Source organism: Saccharothrix sp. NBAS 001 (assembly GCF_056640475.1).
This window is the reverse complement of the sequence record NZ_CM153251.1, coordinates 10239577-10257694: the sequence shown is the minus strand read 5'-3', so window position 1 is coordinate 10257694 and position 18118 is coordinate 10239577. Positions and strand designations below refer to the sequence as shown.

General features: G+C 74.1%; 18 protein-coding genes. 8 read left to right on the top strand and 10 right to left on the bottom strand.

The window, feature by feature from the left end:
• Positions 1-89: 89 nt before the first annotated feature.
• Entirely contained in the window at positions 90-767 is a 678-nt protein-coding gene (locus AC0HI0_RS46545) for a thioesterase II family protein (RefSeq protein WP_480929847.1), read from the top strand.
• Here AC0HI0_RS46545 and AC0HI0_RS46540 read toward each other — a convergent pair.
• The 3 genes from AC0HI0_RS46540 to AC0HI0_RS46530 are packed head-to-tail and all read right to left on the bottom strand — an operon-like array spanning position 757 to position 3378.
• Positions 757-1479, bottom strand: a complete 723-nt coding sequence (locus AC0HI0_RS46540; RefSeq protein ID WP_480929846.1) for an HAD-IB family hydrolase — start codon at positions 1477-1479, stop codon at positions 757-759. The genes AC0HI0_RS46545 and AC0HI0_RS46540 overlap by 11 nt on opposite strands.
• The gene (locus AC0HI0_RS46535) at positions 1476-2534 is read right to left on the bottom strand and encodes an acyl-CoA dehydrogenase family protein (protein WP_480929845.1); all 1059 of its coding nucleotides are present in this window, start codon (positions 2532-2534) and stop codon (positions 1476-1478) included. Before AC0HI0_RS46535 ends, AC0HI0_RS46540 begins: the two co-directional genes overlap by 4 nt.
• On the bottom strand, positions 2524-3378 hold the full coding sequence (locus AC0HI0_RS46530) for a ScbA/BarX family gamma-butyrolactone biosynthesis protein (RefSeq protein ID WP_480929844.1): 855 nt from the start codon (positions 3376-3378) through the stop codon (positions 2524-2526). The genes AC0HI0_RS46535 and AC0HI0_RS46530 overlap by 11 nt, the downstream gene beginning before the upstream one ends.
• A 120-nt stretch (positions 3379-3498) precedes the next feature.
• Between AC0HI0_RS46530 and AC0HI0_RS46525 the strand changes: the two genes are divergently transcribed.
• On the top strand, positions 3499-4179 hold the full coding sequence (locus AC0HI0_RS46525; protein ID WP_480929843.1) for a ScbR family autoregulator-binding transcription factor: 681 nt from the start codon (positions 3499-3501) through the stop codon (positions 4177-4179).
• Here AC0HI0_RS46525 and AC0HI0_RS46520 read toward each other — a convergent pair.
• Together AC0HI0_RS46520 and AC0HI0_RS46515 are read right to left on the bottom strand one after the other, a co-directional pair.
• Positions 4113-4577 (bottom strand): flavin reductase family protein, encoded by a 465-nt coding sequence (locus AC0HI0_RS46520; protein WP_480929842.1) that lies wholly within the window; start codon positions 4575-4577, stop codon positions 4113-4115. The genes AC0HI0_RS46525 and AC0HI0_RS46520 overlap by 67 nt on opposite strands.
• Before the next feature lie 103 nt (positions 4578-4680).
• Positions 4681-5145: a nuclear transport factor 2 family protein gene (locus AC0HI0_RS46515; RefSeq protein ID WP_480929841.1), complete on the bottom strand. Its 465-nt coding sequence runs from the start codon at positions 5143-5145 to the stop codon at positions 4681-4683.
• 219 nt (positions 5146-5364) lie between these two features.
• Between AC0HI0_RS46515 and AC0HI0_RS46510 the strand changes: the two genes are divergently transcribed.
• Positions 5365-6012, top strand: coding sequence for an NADPH-dependent F420 reductase (locus AC0HI0_RS46510; protein ID WP_480929840.1), 648 nt, complete (start codon positions 5365-5367; stop codon positions 6010-6012).
• Positions 6013-6036: 24 nt separating this feature from the next.
• On the opposite strand, the gene AC0HI0_RS46505 is transcribed toward AC0HI0_RS46510, so the two are convergent.
• Positions 6037-6396 (bottom strand): ArsR/SmtB family transcription factor, encoded by a 360-nt coding sequence (locus AC0HI0_RS46505; RefSeq protein ID WP_480929839.1) that lies wholly within the window; start codon positions 6394-6396, stop codon positions 6037-6039.
• 191 nt (positions 6397-6587) lie between these two features.
• On the opposite strand from AC0HI0_RS46505, the gene AC0HI0_RS46500 reads away from it, so the two are divergent.
• A complete protein-coding gene (locus AC0HI0_RS46500; RefSeq protein WP_480929838.1) occupies positions 6588-8021 on the top strand; it encodes an MFS transporter in 1434 nt (477 codons plus the stop codon).
• Positions 8022-8115: 94 nt separating this feature from the next.
• Here the strand turns inward: AC0HI0_RS46500 and AC0HI0_RS46495 are convergent, their stop codons facing one another.
• Complete coding sequence (locus AC0HI0_RS46495) at positions 8116-9267, bottom strand: LLM class flavin-dependent oxidoreductase (RefSeq protein ID WP_480929837.1); 1152 nt, start codon at positions 9265-9267, stop codon at positions 8116-8118.
• 294 nt (positions 9268-9561) lie between these two features.
• Here AC0HI0_RS46495 and AC0HI0_RS46490 point away from each other — a divergent pair, with 294 nt between their 5' ends.
• From AC0HI0_RS46490 to AC0HI0_RS46480, 3 genes are all read left to right on the top strand, one after another.
• Positions 9562-10464 (top strand): TIGR03619 family F420-dependent LLM class oxidoreductase, encoded by a 903-nt coding sequence (locus AC0HI0_RS46490; RefSeq protein WP_480929836.1) that lies wholly within the window; start codon positions 9562-9564, stop codon positions 10462-10464.
• Positions 10465-10650: 186 nt separating this feature from the next.
• Positions 10651-11277, top strand: a complete 627-nt coding sequence (locus AC0HI0_RS46485; protein ID WP_480929835.1) for a TetR/AcrR family transcriptional regulator — start codon at positions 10651-10653, stop codon at positions 11275-11277.
• Positions 11278-11282: 5 nt separating this feature from the next.
• Positions 11283-13439, top strand: a complete 2157-nt coding sequence (locus AC0HI0_RS46480; RefSeq protein ID WP_480929834.1) for an MMPL family transporter — start codon at positions 11283-11285, stop codon at positions 13437-13439.
• 80 nt (positions 13440-13519) lie between these two features.
• Here the strand turns inward: AC0HI0_RS46480 and AC0HI0_RS46475 are convergent, their stop codons facing one another.
• Positions 13520-15154, bottom strand: a complete 1635-nt coding sequence (locus tag AC0HI0_RS46475; RefSeq protein ID WP_480929833.1) for a cation:proton antiporter — start codon at positions 15152-15154, stop codon at positions 13520-13522.
• 343 nt (positions 15155-15497) lie between these two features.
• Between AC0HI0_RS46475 and AC0HI0_RS46470 the strand changes: the two genes are divergently transcribed.
• Positions 15498-16568 carry a hypothetical protein gene (locus tag AC0HI0_RS46470; RefSeq protein WP_480929832.1) on the top strand — a complete coding sequence of 357 codons (1071 nt, stop codon included), beginning with the start codon at positions 15498-15500 and terminating at the stop codon, positions 16566-16568.
• A 7-nt stretch (positions 16569-16575) separates the two neighbouring features.
• Here AC0HI0_RS46470 and AC0HI0_RS46465 read toward each other — a convergent pair whose 3' ends face one another.
• The gene (locus AC0HI0_RS46465; protein ID WP_480929831.1) at positions 16576-16728 is read right to left on the bottom strand and encodes a hypothetical protein; all 153 of its coding nucleotides are present in this window, start codon (positions 16726-16728) and stop codon (positions 16576-16578) included.
• A gap of 59 nt (positions 16729-16787) precedes the next feature.
• Positions 16788-17981, bottom strand: a complete 1194-nt coding sequence (locus AC0HI0_RS46460; protein ID WP_480929830.1) for a Fic family protein — start codon at positions 17979-17981, stop codon at positions 16788-16790.
• Between the last annotated feature and the right edge of the window lie 137 nt (positions 17982-18118).

The following is an 18118-nucleotide window of genomic DNA, read 5'->3' as shown; positions in this document are numbered from 1 at the left end:
AACGCCGTCCCGGGCCCTTTCCTGGTGGCACGACTGCCGGCAGAACACGACTCTGCCGGTGCGGCGACCGGGGTTCGTAGGTTCGGTGCATGGAGTCGAACGAAGTCCGGAGGCTGTTCGCCTTCCACCACGCGGGCGGCGGCACGACCACGTTCCTGGGGTGGCAGCGGGGTCTGGGACCGTCCGTCGAGGTGATCCCGGTCCGGCTGCCCCGGTCGGGCGTGGCCGACCTGGCGGACGCGCTGCTGCCCCTGCTGCGCCCGCCGTACCTGTTCTACGGCCACAGCACGGGCGCGATCGTGGCGCACCGGGTGGCGGGCCTGCTGCGCGCGCGGGGCCGGACCGGGCCGCGCCGGCTGCTGGTCGGCGCGTCGGCCGCGCCGCACCGCGCGCCGGGGGTGATCCGGGCCCTGGGCGACCTGCGGCAGCTGGTCCCGCCGGCGCCCCCTTCGGTGCGCGAGCGGATGCTCGACGCCGTGCGCCGAGACCTGGCGCTGTGCGCCGACCCGGCGCCCGCCGGGCCCGTGCTCACGTGCCCGATCGACGTGTTCACCGGCACCGACGACCCGTTGGTGGGCTCGTCCGACGCGGCCGGGTGGGCCCGGTACACCGACGCCGAGTGCCGGGTGCACAGCGTGCCCGGCGGCCACTTCTTCCACCGCCGCCCCGACCGCCGGTTCCTGGACCACCTGCGCGCGCTGGCGCACGGGGACCCGGCGGACGGCGCGGTGGCGCGCGAAGGCGTGCGGCGGCAGCTCATCCCGTGAGCAGCGGCCCCGGGGTGTCCGGCAGGGTCGGCCACCCCTGGTCCTGGGCGTAGGTCGCGAGCGCCGCGCCGACCGCGACCGGGTGGTCCACGGCGTGCAGCATCGGCAGGTCGCTGTCGTGGTCGCCGTACCCGTGGCTGCGCACGGCACCGGCGACGCGCAGGACGTCCTCGACGGCCCGGCGCTTGGCGTCGCCGATCACCGGCTCGACCACCTCGCCGGTCAGCACGCCGCCGGCGGCCACCAGTTCGGTGCAGACCACCACGTGCGCGCCCAGGAGTTCGGCCACCGGCCGCACCAGGGGCGTCATCGAGCCGGACACCAGGACCACCACGTCGTCGGCGGCGACGTGCCCGCGCAGGGCCGCCGCGCCCGCCGCGACCAGCGGTGCCGGCCCGCGCGCGAAATCCGCGAACCACTCCGCCGCGGCGGCGGCCACCTCGTCGGCCCGCGCCCCGGCGAACCGGCGGTAGAACGCCCGGTTCAACGCCTCGCGGGGCGCGCCCGAGGCCCGCAACCGGTCCATCCGCCGCACCGCGTCCTCGGCCCGGCGCGTCTGCGGGCCGGTCAGCCTCGGCCGCCACACCTGCCAGAACGCGAACATCGTCTTGGCCGCCACGACCGTCTCGTCCACGTCGAAGAACGCCACCCCGGCCGGGCGGTCGGGCCAGGCGCGCACCTCCTGCCACCGGGCGGTGGCCGGCCGCTTCACGCGGCACCGCCCCGGCGGGCGCGGACGTAGGCCGCGGCGGCGCGCTCGGAGGACAGCGCCGCGTGCGACGCGCCGGCCGTGATGTCGCGCCAGCGCCGTTGCACGGGGTCGTCGGCGGCCTGCCCCCGGCTGCCCGAGGCGCGGAACAGGCGGTCCACCGCGTCCGCGCACAGCCGGACCGCGCGGGTGCTGTCGCGCTGGTTCTCGGCACTGGCCAGCTCGGTGGCCTCGGCGTGGTCGGCGCGCCGGGCGGCACCGGCCAGCAGCAGTCCCGCCGCCGCGATGTCCGCGCCCGCCTCGGCGAACAGCAGCGCCCGGGTCGGCTCGTCCAGCCGCTGGTCGTCGGCGCGGGCCCACTCCCGTTCCAGCGCCTGGGCCGCGCCGAGCAGGGGCGCGGCGAACATCAGCGCCGCGACCATCGGGTACGGCACCCGGTGGCACCGCGCGCCGCCCTCGACCGGGTCCAGCAGCCGGCTCAGCCGCACGCTGCGGTGCGCGGGCACGGGCACGTCGTGCAGCACCACCGAGTTGCTGCCGGTCGCCCGCAGCCCGAGCGAGTGCCACGTGTCGCGGACGGCGACCTGGTCGCGCGGTACCGCGAAGATGGTGTGCTCGCCGTCCACCAGTGCGGCCAGCAGCAGCCACTGGGCCGCGTCCACGCCGCTGGCGGTCCGCCACTGGCCGCTGAGCCGCCACCCCGTGCCGTCCGGGGTCGCGACGCCCTGCGGCGGCATCAGGGACGCGGCGACGAGCACGTCCGGCCCGGCCGCCCACAGCTCGTGCCTGCCCTGCTCCGGCAGGTAGGCGGCCAGCCGGCCGTGCACCGCGTAGAGGGTCGCGCACCAGGACGTCGAGGCGCAGGTGTGCGCGACGGCGCGGGCGGCGTCGACCAGTTCGGTGAAACCGCCGGCCGTGCCGCCGTGCTCCCGGGGCACGAAGTGGCGGGCGAACCCCGCCGTCACCACCGAGGCCACGACCGGGGCGGCGAGCCGGCGGTCCCGTTCCATCTCCGCGAGCAGCGGGGCGGCGGCCACCCGCACCGGCTCAACGTCCACGGTGCCCGTCCGCCCGACCGGAGGCGACCACCAGGCCGTCCTGGAGGGCGTGCAGCTCGACGTGCGCGCCCCGGTCGTCGGCGGTGATCCAGACCGGCCGGTCGGGCTCGGCGAAGCGGTCGAACCGGCCGGACAGCGCGGTGACCTGCCACCCCCGGGCGGTCGCGGCCTGGCGGAACGCCTCCAGCAGCGGCATCCCCGACACGTGGTCGTTGTGGTGGTCGAAGAACACCGGGTGGCCCGGCTTCAGGCGTAATCGCCAGGCCGGGTTGCCCGGCGCGTGGGCCAGCACCACGTCGTCCACGCGGCGCTGGCCGACCAGCGTCGGGTGCACCGGGCACAGCCGCTCGACGGCGGGCTCCGCGCCCGGCCGGGCCTTGCGGACCCGCCGGTACAGCACCGGCGCCAGCGCCGACCAGCGCAGCGTCGCGTGCCCGGCGGGCTCGCCGGCGAGCCGCGCGGTCACCTCCAGCCACGCCTCGACCCGGCGCGGTCGCACCACCAGGTCCACGCAGGCCGCGGTCAGCTCGACGTCGCCCCGGGTGAGCCGGGCCGAGGTGGCGGTGCTCAGCTCCGAGAGCACGAACACGTGGTCGCGCGGCACCCCCAGCCGGCTGTGCGCCGCGTAGATCACCAGCTGCCGGGCGGTTTCCAGCAGCAGCAGCGGGTCGGTCGGGCCGCCGTCGTCGTGCACGCCGACGTACCGCTGCCGCGCCCACCTGGGCTCGACGCGGAACCGCAGGTCGCCCTCGTCCTCGACGCGCGCGAGCATCACCTCGCCCGGCGCGTGCTTGTGCACCAGGTCGGCGGCGACGCCGGCGTACGCGAACAGTTCCCGCGCCATGCGGGTCCACCCCCAATGGACACGCACCGCCCGGAGCGGGCGGCCGCAGATCAAACCTTCGAGAAGGTATGTTACCGGCATCGCCCGGTACGCGAAACGTGGCGAAGTGAGGAGACTGCGGTGATCCACCCCAACTCGGGCAGAGGCGCCGAGACGTCCGCGCGCGGTGCGGTGCACCAGGAGCGCGCCGCGCACACCAGGGCGCAGGTGCTGCTCAGCGCCTCGGAGCTGTTCGCCGAACGCGGCTTCGCGGGCACGTCGATGCAGGACGTGGCGCAGCAGGCGTCGGTGACCAAGGGCGCGGTGTACTTCCACTTCCCCACCAAGGAACGGCTCGCGGTCGCCGTCGTGGACGAGCACTACGCGCGGTGGCCGGGCATCCTCGACGACCTCGCCGCGCACCGGGAGGACCCGCTGGACACCGCGCTGCGGATGCTCGACCGCGCGGCCGTGGAGTTCCGCGACAACCCGGTGATCCAGGCGGGCGCACGGTTGCAGAACGAGTGGACCGCCGTGCACGCCGACCTGCCCACGCCGTACGTCGGGTGGACCGACATGCTCCAGGCCCTGTTCGCCGACGCCGCCGAGCGGGGCGAGCTGCGGCCGGGCGTCGACCCGGCCAAGGCCGCGCGCCTGGCCGTGTCGACGTTCTTCGGGTTGCAGCACATCTCCTACCGGCTCAACAACCGCGAGGACATCCTCGAACGGTGGGCCGAGGCCCGCGAACTGCTGCTCTACTCCTTCCGGGCGGTCGCCCCCGGCGGGGCCGGGACCGGTGCCCGCCCGGACAGCCGGGCGTAGCGCCCCCGGAAGAACAGCAGCGGGTGGCGGTCGCCGGCGACCGCCAGGTCGAGCACGCGGGCCGACACGAACAGGTGATCGCCGGCAGGCACGACGTCCGCCACCTCGCACTCGATCCACGCGGCCACGCCGTCGAGCACCGGGGCGCCGTTGGCCCCCGGCCGCCAGGCCAGGTCGGCGAACTTGTCGCCGCCGCTGGTCGCGAACGCCGTGGACACCGCCTCCTGGTGCTCGGCCAGGACGTTGACCGCGAACGAGCCGGCCCGTTCGATCCGGGGCCAACTGGTGGACGTCCGGCTCGGGAAGAAACCGACGATCGGCGGGTCCAGCGAGACCGACGTGAACGACCCGACGGTCAACCCGACCGGCCCGTCCCGGTCGACCGCCGAAATGGCCACCACACCTGTCGGGAAATTCCCCAGAACGGTCCGGAAATGCGTCTGGTCGAAAGCCGTTCCGGCTATTCGGGTCACCATTTCAACTCCCGGGGGAAGGGCCGGCTCAACCGCCGGCGGCACGGGCGAGATCGCGGACGTGACGATTTCCCTCGGCCCAGCGCAGGATCATCGCGAGCGCGGTGACCCGCCAGCCGCCCGCCGTGCGCGCCAGGCCGTAGCGGTAGTCGCCGCCCAGCCGCCACAACGGGCCGCCGTGCGGGTTGGGCAGGTACTGGGTGGCCTGGAACATGGCCGTCGCGGTCGCCCGGTCGCCGTCGACCTCGACCAGCTGGTTGGAGATCATGTGCTGGCTGGCGGCGAGACCCTCGCGGCTGCGCCGCCACCCCTTGATCACCTCGTCGCGGGCCACGGTGGCCGGTTCGCCCCCGGTCAGGCTGCTGTAGTCGAGCAGCACCTCGTCGGCGAACAGGTCCGCCAGCTCGTCCCACGCGCAGTGGTCCAGGTACCACCCCACTCGTCGGCACACGTCGGAGATCTCCGCGCGGTCGTGCAGCAACTGGATGTCCATGGGCCGAACGTACGGCGGAAACCGCCGCGTGCGGAGAGTCGCCCCATCCTGGTCTCCGGTCACCTGGTGGCCGCCCGACCGGTACCCGGAACACCACTTTAATAGCGCCTTTGACACCTTTCGAAGAGCGCTGCTACGTTCGAATCGCCGATTCCGGCGTGAATTCCCCGAGCACCGGCCGGGGTTCGTTCCCAGTCCAGCGAGAAGGAGCCCGACACGATGACGAACTCCACGACGAGGCGCAGGATCGCGGTGCTGGGCGCGGGCGACCTCGGCCGGCCGATCGGCCGGCACTGGGTGGCGGCCGGCCACGAGGTCGCGTTCGGCTCGCGCACCCCCGACCGGCTCGCGCCGACCGTGACGCCGTGGGGTCCGGGCGCGCGGGCCCTCGACCTGGCCGAGGCCGCGGACTTCGGCGACGTCGTGCTGCTGACCGTGCCGAACCCGGCGCTGGACGGCCTGCTGGCGGCGCTGGGCGACCGGCTGGCCGGCAAGGTCGTCATCGACGCGACCAACCCCATCGGCCGCGCCGCGGACGGGCGGATCGTCTCCGTCCTCGACGCCGGCCTCACCCAGGGCCGGCGCACCGCGAAGTTCCTGCCGGACAGCGCGGTGGTCCGCGCGTTCACGCACGTGATGTACGAGCTGGTGTGGTCGCGCGGCACCCGGCAGCGGGGCGCCTGGGGCGTGGCGGTGGCGGGCGACGACGCGGCGGCGAAGGCGGTGGCCGCCGACCTGGTCACCGACGCCGGTTTCACGCCGGTCGACATCGGCGGACTGGACGACTCGGCGGTGCTGGAGCCGGGCGGGGTGCTCTTCCCCGGCATGTACTCGCCGGCGGACCTGCGCGCGGCGGTCGCCGGCTGACGGCCGGCCGGGCTCCGGCACGCGTCACGGCGCGGGTCGGAGCCCTCCCGCCGCCGCTTCCCGGCGGGCCGCGTCGATGATCGCGTCGAGCAGCCCGGGGAACGCGCGGTCCAGGTCGGCGCGCCGCAGCGCGTTGAGCTTCACGGTCCCCTCGTAGTGCTGCCACAGGACGCCCGCCTGCCGCAGCACCTTGAAGTGGTGGGTGCTGGTGGACCGGGTGACGTTGATGTCGAAGGTGCCGCAGGCCATGTCCCGCTCGGCGTCGGCGAGCTGGCGGACGATGCTCCGGCGCACCGGGTCGACCAGCGCGTCCAGGACGGCCTGCAACGTGATGTCCGGGGCCGCGACGTGATCGGTGATGCGCTCGCTGGTCTGTGCGGTCACGTGGCCCGGCCTCCCTGCGTTCCGACTCGGTGGACCCCATGGTACGACAGCGGTCAAAGGTTGACCGCCATCAAGTTTGACAGCCATCGTCATAGCCGATTCAATGGTCGCGGGAAGACCTCCCCCGCCGCGGCCGGCAATGACCTGCGGTCGCTTTTCGTCCCTCGAAAATCCTCCGTAGGAGAACAGCGATGTCGAGCGCCGAATCCCCTGCCGCGCCGTCGCCCGGGAGTGCGACACCGGCCCAGCGCAACGCCTCGTCCGGCCTGAAGATCACCGCGCTCGCCACCGGCTTCATCATGGCCGCGCTGGACGTCACCGTGGTCAACGTCGCGGGCGCGGCCGTCCAGGAAGACCTGCACGCCTCGCTGACCGAGCTGACCTGGATCGTCGACGGCTACGTGCTGATCTTCGGCTCCCTGCTGATGCTGGCGGGCAGCCTCGCCAACCGGGTCGGCGCGAAAACCGTCTACCTGTGGGGAATGGCGGTCTTCTTCGTCGCCTCGCTCGGCTGCGCGCTCGCGCCGAGCGCCGACCTGCTCGTCGTGGCGCGGCTGGTGCAGGGCGCGGGCGCGGCGCTGTTCATGCCGAGTTCCCTGTCCCTGCTGGTGTTCTCGTTCCCGGACAAGCGCGAGCGCACCCGGATGCTGGGGCTCTGGTCGGCGATCGTGGCCACCTCCGCCGGCCTCGGGCCGACCATCGGCGGCCTGCTGGTCAGCGCGTTCGGGTGGCAGAGCATCTTCCTGCTCAACCTGCCCATCGGCATCGTCGGCATCCTGCTGACCCGGCGCTACATCGCCCCGTCCGAGGGCCGCGCCGCGAAGCTGGCCGTCCCGGGCCACCTGCTGTGGATCGTCGCGCTCGCCGTGCTGAGCTTCGCCCTCATCGAAGGGCCGCGCCTGGGCTGGGCGGCGGACGAACTGCTGATCTCCTACGCCGTGCTGGTGATCGCGGTCGGGCTGCTGGTGGCGCGCGAACGCCGGGCCGAGAACCTGGTCATGCCGTGGGGCCTGTTCCGGCTGCCGAGCTTCGCGGGCGCGAACCTGGTGGGCTTCCTGTTCAACTTCGCCTTGTACGGCAGCATGTTCATGCTCAGCCTCTACCTCCAGCACGCGCGCGGCGCGTCGGCGTTCGAGGCCGGGCTGCAACTGCTGCCGATGACGATCTGGTTCCCGCTGGCCAACGTCGTCTACTCGCGGATCTCCGCGCGGTTCTCCAACGGCGCGCTGCTGACGATCTTCCTGCTGATCGCCGGCGTCGCGTCGCTGACCATGGTCACCGTGTCGGCGGCCACCCCCTACTGGGTGGTGGCGCTGGCCGTCGGCATCGCGAACATCGGCGCGGGCATCATCTCGCCCGGCATGACCGCCGCCCTGGTGGACGCCGCCGGGGCGCGGCACGCGAACGTCGCCGGGTCGGTGCTCAACGCCAACCGCCAGATCGGCACGCTGGTCGGCATCGCCGGGATGAGCGTGGTGCTCGGCACCGTCGCCGACTGGGACCGGGGCCCGGCCGCGTCCTTCGCGTTCATCGGCGTCGCGTACCTCGCCGCCGCGATCGGCGCGTGGCTGCTGATCGCCCGGCCCGAGCGCCGGGAAGCCGCGGTCGTCGCGGCGACCGCCTGAAACCCAGGCCCCGCAGGCGCAATCCCGCGACGGACCCCGACCCGCAAACGCTTCCGCCCCCGGCACCGGTGCCGGGGGCGGAGGTGCTGCGCGGTCAGGACGAGCGCGGGACCGACTTCTGGTCCGGCAGGGTGCGCTCGGGGAACAGGTGGCGGTTGTCCTGGTACCACCGCGCGGAGTCGATCAGCGGGCGGGTGGACCCGGTGAAGTGCGGTGCGACGTACCGCGCCAGCAGGTCGTAGCTGCGCCGGGTCCGCTCCGGGTCGGCCCAGTCCTGCACGTACACCAGCAGGGTGCCGAAACCGCCGGTCTCGTCGAGCATCCGGCGGATGCCCGCCACGGCGTCGTCGACCGAGCCGACGATCGCGCTGCCGGCGTCCACCGCCGCCTCGATGGCGTTCGCCGGGTCGACGCCGGGGATGTCCACGTCGAGCCCGCGCACCTGGCCCCAGTAGTCGTGGGCCCAGCGCTGGTAGCCGGCGCGCACGTCGGCGATGGCCTCCGCACGGGTCTCCGCGACGTACACCGGCAGCGTGATCCGCCAATTGGCGCGGTCGACGGTCTTGCCGTGCTCGGCGGCGGCGTCCACGGCGTACTGCCACTGCGCCTTCATGTCCGGCGGGCGGTGGCCCGGCCGCGACACCCCGAACGAGACGGTGCTGATGCCGTGCTGCCCGGCCAGCCGGATGCTGTGCGGCGACGCGACGCTGGCCGCCGCGATCTCGATCTTGCCGGCGCGGTAGGGCGCGAGCTGCAGCCGCGCGTCCTGGAGGGTGAACCACGACGTCTTCCTGGTCACCGGCTCGTTGCCGTGCAGCAGTTCCACGACCGCTTCCAACGACTCGCCGAACATCCGCCGCATGTCGCTCCACTCGCGACCGAGCATCCGCGCGTCCACCGGGATGCTGCCCGCGCCGACGCCGAGGATGAACCGGCCCCGGGTCAGGTGGTCGAGGTGCACGGCGCGGGCGGCCACCATGTACGGGTGGTGGTACGGCAGCGTCATCACGCCCGTGGCGAGCTTGATCTGCCGGGTGCGCGCGGCGGCGGCGGCCACGAACAGGTCGGGGAAGCCGATGCTGTTCCAGCCGAGCGAGTGGTGCTCGCCGATCCAGAACTCGTCGTAGTCGAGCCCGTCGAGCGTTTCGATCAGCTGGAGGTCGCGCTCGAACTGGAGCGTGGGGTCCTCGCCGACCGGGTGGAACGGCGCCAGGAAGGCGCCGAACTTGAGCCGTTGCGGGTGCATCAGGTGTCCTCTCGGGAATCGACCGGGCGATCGCCGGACCGCGGCCCCGGAATCCGACGTCGGGGCGCACGAGAGGAACGTATGGGCGGTGCCGCGACAGCGGCCAGGGTCGCCCCGTCCTGGTGGCCGCACCACCAGTCCCGGCCCGGATCCCGTTGCCGGGCCGACCGGAGTGGTGGTGCGGGCACCAGGAGACCGCGACTCTCCCGCCGCGCCCGACCGGGCCAATAGCGTCCACTCGCGGTACCCGGCCGGGTACCGGCGAGTCGGCACGCAGCGGACGGAGCAGACCAGATGCGCCTGGGTTTCGGCCTCCCGACATTCGGTTCGGCGGCCAATGAGGTGAACGGCATCGCCAGGTTCGCCGCGGCAGCGGAGGAACTCGGCGCGAGCAGCCTGTGGGTGGGCGACCGGCTGCTGACCGCGGTGGACCCCGTCGTCGGCTACTCCCCCGGTTCCACGGCCATCCCCGAGGTGTTCCGGTCGGCGGCCGACCCGTTGATCGCGCTGGCCGTCGCGGCGGCGGCCACCCGCGAGGTCACGGTGGGCAGCAGCGCGATCAACGCGCCCTGGTACCCGCCCGCGCTGCTGGCCCGCGCGCTGGCGAGCATCGACGTGGCCAGCGGCGGCCGGCTGGTGCCCGGGTTCGGGATCGGGTGGTCGCCGGAGGAGTACCGGGCGGCGGGCGTGCCGTTCGACGGGCGCGGCGCCCGGCTGGACGAACTGCTCGACGTGCTCGAAGCCTGGTGGACGGCCAACCCGGTGGCGCACGACGGCCCGCTGACCACGATCCCGGCCAGCCACGTCGAGCTCAAGCCGGTGCAGCGGCCGCGACCGCCGATCTACCTCGGCGCGTTCGGCGAGCCCGGGCTGCGCCGGATCGGCCGCCGGGCCGACGGCTGGCTGGCGGTGTGGTGGGTGCCGGAGGCGTTCCCGGCCGAGCAGCTGCTCCAGGGGCGGGCGACCATCCGGCGGGCCGCCGAGGAGGCCGGCCGCGACCCCGACGTGATCCGCTCGGTGCTGCGGATCAACGTGGCCGCCGGCACGCCGGTGGAGGTGGTCGCCGACGGGGTCAAGCGGATCGCCGGGATCGTGCCCGCCGACGACACCCTGATCGACTTCACGTTCGTCGCCGACGGCGTGGACCACACCCTCGACCTGGCCGGCCGCGCGCTGGAACTCGTCGCGACCGGCTGACCACGTCCGACCCACCCGCACGGCGGCACGCCACCCCTCGGCGTGCCGCCGTTCGCCGTGTGCGCCGTTCGGATTGCCGGTTACTCCGAACGGGGGTTACATGGCCGGGACGAGGTGACACAGCCCACCTACCGATCCGGTCGGAATCCCGATCGATCCGGTCGGTGACTACGTACCGTTGGAGCCATGGCACGTTCACTGCGCCTCCAAGTCGACGAGCAGATCCTCGATCGCGCCGCCGGCCTGTTCGCCCGGCACGGGTTCGCCCACACGTCGCTGAAGGCGCTCGCCGACTCGGTCGGCCTGTCCAAACCCGGGCTGCTGCACCACTACCCGAGCAAGGAAGCCCTGTTCGAGGCCGCCGTCGAACTCGGCCGCGCGCAGAGCGCGCACGTGCTGGAGCGCACCGCGCCCCTCCCGGCCGGCGTCGTGCGCGACCGGCGGGCGGTGGAGCTGCTGGTGGACTTCGCGCTCGCCCGGCCCGGCCTGATCGCCCTCGCGTCCCGCGCGATCAGCACGCTCGGCGCGGACACCGACATCGACCCCCGGGACCGGGGCCTCGACGGCATCGACCGGATGGTCTTCGCGATCTTCGGCGTCGAGCCCGAGGACGAGGGCACCGGCGCGGCGGACACCGAACGGCTGGTCCGGGTGGTCGGCATGCTCGCCGCCCTGGCCGTGCTCAGCCTCGCCGCCAACCACGGCGACGCGAACGCGGCGTGGCGACCGCACATCATCACCACCTGCCTCGACGCGCTCGGTCACCGCGGCCCGGGCCACCTCCCGTCCGACCTCTCCCAGGTGGAGGACTGATCACCATGGCTCGTCTGCTCTACCGGCTCGGTTCCGGGGCCTACCGGCACCGGCTGCTCGTCGTCCTGGTCTGGCTGGTGGTGCTGGTCGGCTCGGCCGTCGGCGCGGTCACCCTGGCCGGCGCGACCTCGACCACGTTCTCCATCCCCGGCCAGGAGTCCACCACCGCGCTGGACAAGATCAAGGACCAGTTCGGCGGCGGCGGCGCGACCGCCCGGGTCGTGGTCGCTCCCCCGGCGGGCCAGGAGGTGGTCGCCCCGCAGAACGCGGCCCGGATCGCCGAGCTGGTGGGCCGGCTCGGCGCGCTGCCCGGCGTGACCTCGGCGAGCAACCCGCTGGACCCGAAGGCCCCGGCGGTCAACCCCGAGCGGACCATGGCCTACAGCACGGTCACCTACGACGCCAAGGTCGGCGAGGTCACCGACGCGCAGCGCGCCGAGCTGACCGACGTCGTGGCCGACGTGCGCGAGGGCGGCTGGACCGCGGAGGTCACCGGCGAGGCCATGCAGGCCCCGCCGCACGTCGGCGGCGTGGTCGAGGTCGTCGGCGTGGTGATCGCCCTGGCGATCCTGGCTCTCACCTACGGCTCGCTGGTCATGGCCGGGATGAACCTGCTGACCGCCGCCGTGGGCGTCGGCATCGGCACGCTCGGCATCACCATCACCACCGGTTTCCTGGAGCTGTCCTCCACCACCCCGATCCTGGCCGCGATGCTGGGCCTGGCGGTCGGCATCGACTACGCCCTGTTCATCATCAACCGCTACCGGCAGGAGCTGCGGCGCGGCCGGGACGTCGGCGACGCGATCGGCACCGCCGTGGGCACCGCCGGGTCGGCCGTGGTCACCGCCGGCCTCACCGTGGTCATCGCGCTGGCGGGGCTGGCCGTGGTCGGCATCCCGTTCCTGACCCAGATGGGCATCGCCGCCGCCGCGACCATCGTGGTGGCCGTCCTCATCGCGATCACGCTGGTGCCCGCCGTGCTCGGGTTCCTCGGCCGGCGCGCCCTGCCGCGCAAGCAGCGCGACGCCGCCGCCGAGAGCCACGAACGCGGCTTCTTCCGGGGCTGGGTCGGGGCCGTCGTGCGCCGCCGGGTCGTGGCGCTGCTGCTGGCCGTGGTCGCGTTGGGCGTGATCGCCGTCCCGGTGGCGTCCATGCAGACCACGCTGGTGCAGACGCCGCCCGGCAACAGCACGCAGGCCCGCGCGCAGCAGCTGCTGGCCGACGGCTTCGGCGAGGGCTTCAGCGGGCCGCTGCTGGTCCTGTTCGAAGGTCCCGGCTCGGTGCCGGCGGCGAACGCCGCCGCCAAGGAGTTCATCGACGTCGACGACGTCCACCTGGTCGCCCCGCCCGTGCCCAGGCCGGACGGCAGCGCCGCGCTGCTCACCGTGATCCCCGATTCCGGCCCGACCAGCGAGGCCACCGAACGCCTGGTCGACGCCCTGCGCGAGCGCCTCGCCGACACGCAGGGCGCCACCGCGTACGTGACCGGCGCGACGGCGGTGAGCGTCGACGTGGCCGTGGCGCTGGACGAGGCCCTGCCCGTCTACCTGGCGCTGGTCGTGGGCCTGGCGCTGATCCTGCTGGTGCTGGTGTTCCGCTCGCTGCTGGTGCCGCTGGTCGGCGTGCTCGGCTTCCTGCTCACCATCGGGGCGTCGCTCGGCGCGACCGTCGCGGTCTTCCAGTGGGGCCGGCTGGCGGGCGCGGTCAACCTGGACACCACCGGTCCGCTGATCAGCCTCACCCCGATCCTGGTCATCGGCATCCTGTTCGGCCTGGCCATGGACTACCAGATCTTCCTGGTCTCCCGGATGCACGAGGCCCACCACCACGGGGCGGCACCGCACGACGCCATCCGGACCGGCTTCCGCCAGGCGGCCCCGGTCGTGGTGGCCGCCGCGCTGATCATGTTCTCGGTGTTCGCGGGCTTCGTCCCGTTCGGCGAGCCGACCATCAAGTCCATCGCCTTCGCCCTGGCCGTCGGCATCCTGGTGGACGCCTTCGTGGTCCGCATGGTCCTGGTGCCGGCGGCCCTGGCGCTGATCGGCGAGAAGGCGTGGTGGCTGCCCGGGTGGCTGCGGTGGCTGCCCGAACTCGACGTCGAGGGCGCGGCCCTGGAGCAGCACTCCCCCGACCGGGAGAAGAAGCCGGTCGACGTCGGCTGACCGTCCACCGCGGATCGTCCCGCGCACTGTCCACAGTGGAACCGCGGCGGCCTCGGCGGTCGTCCCCGGGCCTGCCGGGGTCAGCCGGTGGGGCCGCCGCGCAGTTCGAGGGTGATCTGCGCGGCGTCGATGTTGCGCAGCGCGGCGGACAGCGCGTCGGCGTCGAAGGTCCCGTCGTCACGGGCGTCGAGCAGCGCGTCACGCTGCACGGCGAGCACCTTGAGGTAGTGCTCCTTGGCCGACATGCCCTCCGGGCGCGGGACGTCGGCGGAGGCGTCGTGCAGCAGCGCCTTGATCTGACCCCGCTCCACGTCCTCCTCGCGCGCGTCCTCCTCGTCGACCGGGGCCGGGAACAGCCGTCCGACCAGCGGTCCGACCGTGCCGCCCTGCACCAGCAACGAGAGCGTGGCGACGGCGAAGGCGACGAAGACGAGCAGGGGCCGTTGCGGGGTGTCCTCCGGGAGGGTCTGCGCCGCCGCGACGGTGACCGCGCCGCGCATCCCCGCCCACACCACGACCACGCCCTCCTTGCCGCCCAACGGCTGTTTGAGCAGGTAGTCGATGTCGGCGAGGGAACGCCGGATCCGGGTGGCGAAGCGCTGCACGTCCCGCTCGGTCAGCTCCCGGCCGCGGATCCCGCGCCGGCGCCTGCCGACGAAGTCGCCGGACTCGATCCGCTCCCCCACCGCGGCGATGCGCGGCTGGATGGCCCGCCCGCGCGCCGCGCGCATCCGCAGCCCCCACAGCAGGGGCGCCACGTAGGCGGCGCGGACCAGCAGCGTCACGGCGAGCGCGCAGGCCGCGATCCCGATCGCCGGCCCGATCCCGGTGTGCTCGCGCTGCACCTCGCCCAGCACGGTGGACAGCTGGAGCCCCATCCCGAGGAAGACCACCCCTTCGAGGACGAGTTCGACCGTCGCCCAGTTCTGCGCGTCCGACATCCGGTGCTGCGGCGGCAGCTCGCGAGGCGCCCGCGACCCGGTGATCAGCCCCGCCACCACCGCCGCCACCAGACCGGAGCTGCCCAGCAGTTCGGCCGGCACCGCCGCGACGAACGGCACGGTGAACGACAGGATCGTGTTCACCGTCGCGTCGGCCACCCGCCGGCGCACCACCAGGTTCACCCGCCCGACCAGGTACCCGATCACGACGGCGACCGCGATGGCGTACGCGAAGGTGCCCAGCGCGTCCCAGAACGAGAACGCCGCCGCCGTGGCGACCACCGCCGTCCGCAGCAGCACCAGGGCGGTCGCGTCGTTGAGCAGGCTCTCCCCGTCGAGCAGGACGACCGCGCGCCGGGGCAGCCCGGTGCCCTTGATGATCGAGGTGGCCACCGCGTCGGTCGGGCTGATGATCGCGCCGAGCGCCACCCCCCACACGAACCCGAGACCGGGCACCAGCCAGGCGAACAGCGCGCCCAGCACCAGCGCGCTCGCGATCACCAGCACCACCGACAGCCCGCTGATGGCCCGGAACTCGCGGCGGAAGTTCATCGCGGGCATCGACACCGCCGACGAGTAGAGCAGCGGTGGCAGCAGCCCCTGGAGGATCCACTCCGGATCGACCTCCACGCCCTCCAGCACCGGGGCCACCGCCACCCCGATCCCGACCAGGACCAGCACCAGCGGTGCCGCGACCCCGACCTTGGGCGCGACCACGGCGGCGGCGGCGATGACCACCAGCGCCAGCACCGCCACGGCGACGACCTCCAGCACGCGCCCTCCCTCGACCGTCCTCGATCACCCATGCTGGATCACCGACGCGGTTCGCGCCTCTCGCCGTCGCCGTTCGACAGTGTGATCGAACACCTCTGGCGGACAACTGACCCGAACTGGTTGACTTTCCCGATGATCTTGACCGGCGACCCGGGTGTTTCCGCTGGTCCGCACCACGTCGACGGCGTGCGGTCGCGCCGGGCCCATTACGGAGAACGGAGGAATGGGGGATCCGTTCGGGGCTCGGGGGCGGAATGATCAGAGGTTGCGCCACGACGGGGAAGGGGCGGCACGCGCGGCGGCCGAGGGCGGGGTTGGACGACCGACGAGGGAGTTGTGGCCGGTGAGCGACGCTCAGGACGAGTCCACCGCCGTCGAGGACCTGCCCGCGCTGTTCTGGCTGCTGGGCGTGGACGCCGTCCCGCCGTCGCTGGTGGCGGCGGCCGGCCTGGACCTGGCCGAGGTCCGGCGCACGCCGCTGTACGAGCTGTTCCCGCTGGCCACCGCGTCCTGGCGGGCGGACGGCTGGCTCGTCGCGTCGACCGTCGAGCGGCCGGCGCGGTTCCCCGCCGGACGCGCCCGCGACCTCCTCGACCGGATCGGCCGGCACCTGGCGGCCGACCTCGGCGCGCGAACCTCCGCCGCCGACCGCGACGTCGCGCTGGCCGTCGTCCGGGCGGCGGTCGCGGCGGGCACCCCGGCCGTGGCCGCGTCCCTGGCCGCCGGGTTGTGGGCCGCCGAGGACGCGCCCGGGTTCACCGCCGACTTCGCCCACGACCTGACCACCGCCGGCGCGCGGGCCGCCGTCGCCGCCCGCGAGCCCCGGCGGCTGGCCCTGCTGCTGCGGGCCGCGTCCCGGTGGTTCCAGGCGCACGGCGACCTCGTGACCGCGGAGGAGCTGGCGGCGCGGGAGTGGGACGTGTGGCGTCGGGCCGAGGACGTGCCGATGGCCGCGGCCACCCTGTGGCGACGGGCCGCCATGTTCGCCGCCCGCCGGCGCGGGGACCGCGAACTGGGCTGCTACGAACGCCTGGAATCGCTGTACCAGGGCGAAGGCGCGCGGGAGCAGGCGGAACTGGTCCGGGTCTGGACCGCGATGGGCAGCGCCCTGCTGGCCTACGACCGGGCCGTGCCGGCGGCGGGCTACCTGACCCGCGCGGAGAAGCTGGTGCGCAGCCTGCCCGACTTCCCGGCCGCGCAGCAGGCCGCGGTCTTCGAGTGGTCGGGGCGGGCGCTGTGGGCCACCGGCGCCCCCGGCCCCGCGCGGCGGCGGTTCTTCGACGCGCTGGCCCTGCTCGTGGACCTCGACGACCGGGCCGCCGAGCGCATCCGCGGGCTGCTGGCCAACGACCAGGACCGGGCGTTACCGCAGGCGTCTCCGAACCGCTTCGGCGGCCCGGAGACGCCGCCGTGAGACCTGGTCAGCCGTGCTGCCGCAGCCACGGGATCAGGTGGTCGAGCACCAAGTTCGCCACGCCGACCGCGAAGGAGGCCGCGCGCAGCAGCACCTCCACCCGGGGCGGCACGGCGGGAGCGGGCGGCGGAACGCGTCGGGGACGTCGGTGGTGCGACACGAGCGGTCGTTCTCCTTCCAGGGGTGGACGAACGCGGCGCGGTCGCCGCGCGGGACCGGTCAGCCCCCGAACGCCTCGGCGTCGCCGCGGGGCAGGGAGACCGGTTGCAGTGCGAGCACATCCATCGCCCGGTCGCAGACGAAGATCCGGAACGGGTGTTCGGCGAGCACCCGCAGCACGCCCCGGGCCACCAGGTCGCGGGTGGACCGGGCGGCCGTCTTCTGGCTGATGCCGTGCAGGTCGCACAGCGCCTGGATGCTGGTGACCGGCGAGGTGGGCAGGGCGGCGACCACCTTCCGCAGCGACGGCGACCCGTCGGTGAGCCCGGCCAGCTCGGCCCGGAGCAGCGCCTGGGACCCGATCAACGCGGTGTGCGCCCGGGCCTGCTCGCGGACCGCGCGCGCGTAGAACTCCACCCACGCCGACCACTGCCCGGTCGCGGCGACGACCGCGAGCTGCCGGTGGTAGGCGTGCAGGTTGTCGTCCAGCCACCGCGACAGGGACAGCACCGGGCTGTCGACCACGCCCTGGCGCACCATCTCCGCCGTGGAGAACAGCCGGGCCACGTGCCCGTTGGCCTCCGGGTAGGGCTGCACCAGTTCGAGCGCCGCGTGCGCCACGGCGATCCGGATCAGCCGGGGCCCCTCGTACGGCGCGGCCACCCACCGGTCCCACGCGCCCAGCGCGGCAGCCAGTTCGTCCGGCGGTGTCGTGCGGGCGTACGGGGGCCCGTCCGGCCCGGTGGTGACCACGCTGTCGACCCGGCGCAGCCCGTCGCGCGCCGACCTCGGCCGGACCCCGGTCAGCGTCGCGCTCACCGCGCCCAGCAGGTCGATGTCGACGGGCTCGCGCCCCGCCGCGGCGGCGAGCTGCCGGGCGGCCAGGACGAACCGCGCCACCGGGTTGTCGCGGACCGAGCCGTCGAACTCGTCGCCGGCCCCGGCGCGGTGGTGGACGACCAGCAGCGCCACCGACCAGGTCTCGATCGGCGAGACGGTGTGCCCGGCCATCCGGATCGAGCTGACGATGTCGCGCCACTGCAGGCACGTCACGAGCGCTTCCGGGTCCGGGACGCCGTGCACCGCGCGCTCCAGGCCGCCGGCCGCGTGCTCGGCCAGGCACGTCATCGCGTGGGCCCGCGCGGACACCTCGACCTCGGCCGGCAGGTCCCGGAGCCGGAACACCGGCAGCCCGTCCCCGGACGCCCCGACCGCGCCCGGTGGACCGGACGCGGACTCAAAGCCGTTGTGCATGAGCCAAGGTTGACGTGTTGGGACAGAATTATCAAAGCTGGGCCATCCGCCACCAACAAGATCATCTGTACCGTCGAATGCCCCCGATCAACCGCCTGACCTGCAACGACAAGACCAGGAACAGAAAACCCGGCGAT